3 protein-coding genes are annotated in these 4,416 nt (G+C 57.2%); 1 reads left to right on the top strand and 2 read right to left on the bottom strand.

Going from position 1 to position 4,416, the window contains the following annotated elements:
• Positions 1-13: 13 nt before the first annotated feature.
• Positions 14-196, bottom strand: a complete 183-nt coding sequence (locus C5S62_RS03030; RefSeq protein ID WP_104403998.1) for a hypothetical protein — start codon at positions 194-196, stop codon at positions 14-16.
• A 60-nt stretch (positions 197-256) separates the two neighbouring features.
• Positions 257-2,965 carry a DNA gyrase/topoisomerase IV subunit A gene (locus tag C5S62_RS03025; protein WP_104403997.1) on the bottom strand — a complete coding sequence of 903 codons (2,709 nt, stop codon included), beginning with the start codon at positions 2,963-2,965 and terminating at the stop codon, positions 257-259.
• Between the two features lie 223 nt (positions 2,966-3,188).
• Here C5S62_RS03025 and gltX point away from each other — a divergent pair.
• A partial coding sequence (gene gltX, locus C5S62_RS03020) for a glutamate--tRNA ligase (protein WP_104403996.1) occupies positions 3,189-4,416 on the top strand: 1,228 nt, incomplete at its 3' end.

Below are 4,416 nucleotides of genomic sequence, written 5' to 3'. Positions count from 1 at the left end.
GTTGTCGGGCGGGTCAGGCGTTTTGCGGTGTTATGGCGAGGCCGCATCCGGGACACTCCTTTCGGCGCGCCGGCATGACAGTGCCGCAGCGCGGGCAGCTTACGTAGGGCGGGCAGCTTGCATCCTTGGCGCAACCGCAATGCGGGCAGTTTTTCAGGTTGTCGGCATATTCATGGCCGCAGGCTTTACACTTCATTTCTCTTTATATATGGTGTGTGGTGAGAAGATTGTATTGTGTGATGTTCGACGCGGTGCCTTAAAAGAGTCGCATCTGCCCCGTTATTTCATCGATGATGTCGTTGGGATTGTCCTCTGTTACGTTGTCACCGCCGGTAGTCTCTTCGTCTTCTTCGCTGTCTTCTCCGTCGTTTCCGCTGTCTTCAGGTTCGGGCTTCCGCAGCGGTTCCAGTTCTTCTATTTTCTCTATGGCGCAGGTGGTGAGGCGTTTTCCTTTGGCCTTGAAACTTTTGGCACCGATGAATGTTTCAGCGTCCACCTCCAGCGGTTCTCTGAAAGCGTCGGCTCCGCCATAGGTTACGAGCAGGCGGGGGTAGGGGGTGTCGGTAAGCAAGACGAACCGCGATGCGTTGTTTTCGCCCATGAAGTTGAGATGTCGGGTCTGCGCCGTGCGCTCGAAGGTGAAGCGTTTCACGTAGGGGAATCCTTGCTGGTCGGCATCGAAGAGTACGGCCGTCCACACTGTGTTTTCGTCGAATTTCTCCACGCGCAGTATGCCGGTGGCCTCGTAGTGGTTGGCCGGGTCGAAGTTGGTGGTGTAGAAGTCGCCGTTGTCGAGAACGATGAGCACTGCGTCGCCCGTGTGGAACTCTCCCAGATATTGTCCGCGCTCGTCGTAGTTGAGGCGCTGCACGTCGTGGTCGAACCACACCTTGCGGCCGCCGAGTGTGGAGGCGCCGTGTGCTTTGAGTGTCACCCGGTGCACATCGAGTTTTGTGAGTAGGTTTCCACGGCTCTGACGGCCTTTTACGAGAATTTCGCCGAAATCCTTGTCGAAGAATATCCGGCGCAGTTTCGGGTTGGGTTTGAGCGTCACCTTGATGACCTCCGCCTCGCCGTTGGGGTTGGGTGTGAAATAAGTTACGCGGCTGCCGGGCGTGCCGGTGGTAAGGTCGTATTCGCGGTCGTGGGTGATGGCTGTCACGTTGAAGCGTTTGATGTAGTGCGGTCCGTTTTTGCCGTCGCGGTATACCACGTTGTAGATGGTGCGTTTGTCGTTTTTCTTGAACACGGCGATGTGGATGACCTCCGCCTTGCGCTTTTCGGCGCGCGACCGTTCCGTTTCGCCTATGAATACCTTGTCCTGTACGCGGGTAACTTTGTAGGTGCCGTCACGGTAGAAGATGATGACATCATCGATAGGCGAGCAGTTCTCTACGAACTCGTCTTTTTTGAGACCCGTTCCCATAAAGCCGTCGGCGCGGTTGATGTAGAGCTTTTCGTTGGCTTCAATCACCTTGGTGGCTTCGATGGCGTCGAGGGCGCGTATAACCGTGCGGCGGGGATGCTCGTGGGCGTATTTCTCGCGTATGAGGCGGAACCAGTTGGCCGTCACTTCCACCATGTTGCCCAGATCGCGGTCGATGCGTGCCACTTCGTCTTTCATGCGGGCTATGAGTTCTTCGGCCTTGTCCTTGTTGAACTTGAGGATGCGTGCCATTCTGATTTCCATGAGGCGCAGGATGTCCTCCTTCGTCACTTCGCGTACGAACTGCGGGTAGTAGGGGGTGAGGCGTTCGTCGATGTGGGCGCAGGCGGCGTCCATGTCTTTGGCCTGCTCGAAAGGGCGGTCTTTGTAGATGCGCTCCTCGATGAATATGCGTTCGAGAGAGGCGAAGTGGAGGCTTTCCATGAGTTCGCCGCGGCGTATGAGGAGCTCGCGGCGCAGGAGTTCCTGCGTGTTGTCTACAGAGCGGCGCAGCACATCGCTCACGGTGAGGAATTTGGGACGTTTCTCGTCGATGACGCAGCAGTTGGGCGAGATGGACACCTCGCAGTCCGTAAAGGCATAGAGAGCGTCTATGGCCTTGTCGGAGCTGGTTCCCGGTGTGAGGTGGACGAGTATTTCCACTTCGGCGGCCGTGTTGTCGTCCACCTTCCTTATCTTGATCTTGCCCTTTTCGTTGGCTTTGAGAATGCTGTCGATAACGGATGAGGTGGTTTTGCCGTAAGGTATCTCGCGGATGGCCAGTGTTTTGCTGTCGAGCTTTTCAATGGTGGCGCGCACCTTCACCGCTCCGCCGCGCAGGCCGTTGTTGTAGCGCGACACGTCGATGCTGCCGCCTGTGAGAAAGTCGGGGTAAAGGTGGAACTCCTCCCCGTGAAGGTAGCTGATGGCGGCGTCGCAGAGTTCGCCGAAGTTGTGTGGCAGAATCTTGGCCGACAGGCCTACGGCGATGCCCTCGGCGCCCTGGGCCAGCAGCAGGGGGAATTTCACCGGTAGCGACACCGGTTCCTTGTTGCGGCCGTCGTAGGAGAGTTTCCATTCTGTGGTCTTGGGGTTGAAAAGCACGTCGAGGGCGAACTTCGACAGGCGTGCCTCGATGTATCGCGGCGCTGCGGCGCCGTCGCCCGTGAGTATGTTTCCCCAGTTTCCCTGGCAGTCAATGAGCAGGTCCTTTTGCCCCAGTTGCACCAGCGCGTCACCGATGGAGGCGTCGCCGTGAGGGTGGAACTGCATGGCCTGTCCCACGATGTTGGCCACCTTGGAATAGCGGCCGTCATCAAGGCGTTTCATTGTGTGGAGGATGCGCCGCTGCACCGGCTTGAGGCCGTCGCCCAGATGGGGAACGGCTCGTTCGAGGATGACGTAGGAAGCGTAGTCGAGAAACCACCGCTGATACATTCCCGTGAGCTGGTGTTTCACGTCTTCGTTGCGTGCGTCGGCCGGCTGGTAGGAGGAGTGTGCCTCCGGTTCTTCCTGAATTTCTTTCGTTTCGTCGCTCATAGCTGCTGTTTAGGGGTTGCCACAATACTTGTAATTTCTGCAAAAATACAAAAAGCCGGCGAAAATGCCGCTCCTTTCCGGCGGAAACTTCGTGCCGGAGGTCCTGTGAGGCCTGCTGCATGCGGCAGCCGTTCGACTGGCGGAGAGGAAATGTTTTAAATAAATTTGGCCTTTCTCCCGCCTTGCACTAACTTTGTAGCAAAATTGTAAAAAAACTGCAACAATGAGTGAAAGAAAAGTAAGGGTGCGCTTTGCTCCCAGTCCCACAGGACCGCTACATATCGGCGGCGTACGCACCGCTCTCTACAATTATCTCTTTGCCCGCCAAAACGGCGGCGAGCTCGTTTTCCGTATTGAAGACACCGACTCCACCCGCTTCGTGCCCGGTGCGGAGGAATATATCATCGAAGCCTTCCGCTGGCTGGGCATAGGCTTCGACGAGGGAGTCAGCTTCGGCGGCAACCACGGGCCTTACCGCCAGAGTGAGCGTCGCGACATTTATAAGAAGTACGTCGGCCTGCTCCTCGAAGAAGGCAAGGCCTATGTGGCTTTCGATACGCCCGAAGAGCTGAACTGCAAGCGCGAGCAGGTGCAGAACTTCCAGTACGATGCCCGCACCCGCGGAGAGATGCGCAACTCCCTCACGCTGGGCGAGGAGGAAACCCGCCGCCTCATCGAAGCCGGCGAGCAGTATGTGGTGCGCTTCAAAATCAATCCGGGTGAGGAGATACACGTTGACGATATCATCCGCGGCGATGTGAAAGTCATGTCCGACATCCTCGACGATAAAGTACTCTACAAAAGTGCTGACGAACTGCCCACGTATCATCTGGCCAATATCGTGGACGACCACCTTATGGAAATAACCCACGTCATCCGCGGCGAGGAATGGCTGCCTTCGGCCCCGCTCCACGTGCTCCTCTATCGCGCCTTCGGATGGGAGGACACAATGCCCCGCTTTGCCCATTTGCCGCTGCTGCTCAAGCCCGACGGAAAAGGCAAACTTTCCAAGCGCGACGGCGACCGTCTGGGCTTTCCGGTATTTCCCCTCGAATGGCATGCCGAAGACGGCACCGTCTCATCAGGCTACCGCGAAAGCGGCTATCTGCCTGCCGCCGTGGTCAACTTCCTGGCCCTGTTGGGCTGGAACCCCGGCACCGATCAGGAAATCCTTTCCATGGAGGAACTCATCGCCCAGTTCGACCTCACCAAATGCTCCAAGAGCGGCGCCAAGTTCGACTACGTTAAAGGGCAATGGTTCAACCGCGAATATCTTCAGGCCACGCCCGATGCCGAACTGGCGCCGGAGTTCGATGCCATACTGCGGCAGAACGGCATACAGGCGCCCATTGAACGCGTGGAGGCTGTGGTGGGCATGATGAAGATGAAGAAAATCAACTTCGTCAAGGAACTCTGGCCGCTGTGCGACTTCTTCTTCATAGCTCCCACAG

This window comes from Prevotella sp. MGM2, assembly GCF_002933955.1.
Lineage (GTDB): Bacteria > Bacteroidota > Bacteroidia > Bacteroidales > Bacteroidaceae > Alloprevotella.
The sequence above is the reverse complement of the archived record's forward strand: the minus strand, read 5'-3'. Positions and strand labels throughout refer to the sequence as shown.

What these genes read in the sequence shown, in the direction of transcription:
- C5S62_RS03030 (WP_104403998.1), bottom strand. Translation starts at nt 196, where the DNA reads ATGAAGTGTAAAGCCTGCGGCCATGAATATGCCGACAACCTGAAAAAC.
- C5S62_RS03025 (WP_104403997.1), bottom strand. Translation starts at nt 2,965, where the DNA reads ATGAGCGACGAAACGAAAGAAATTCAGGAAGAACCGGAGGCACACTCC.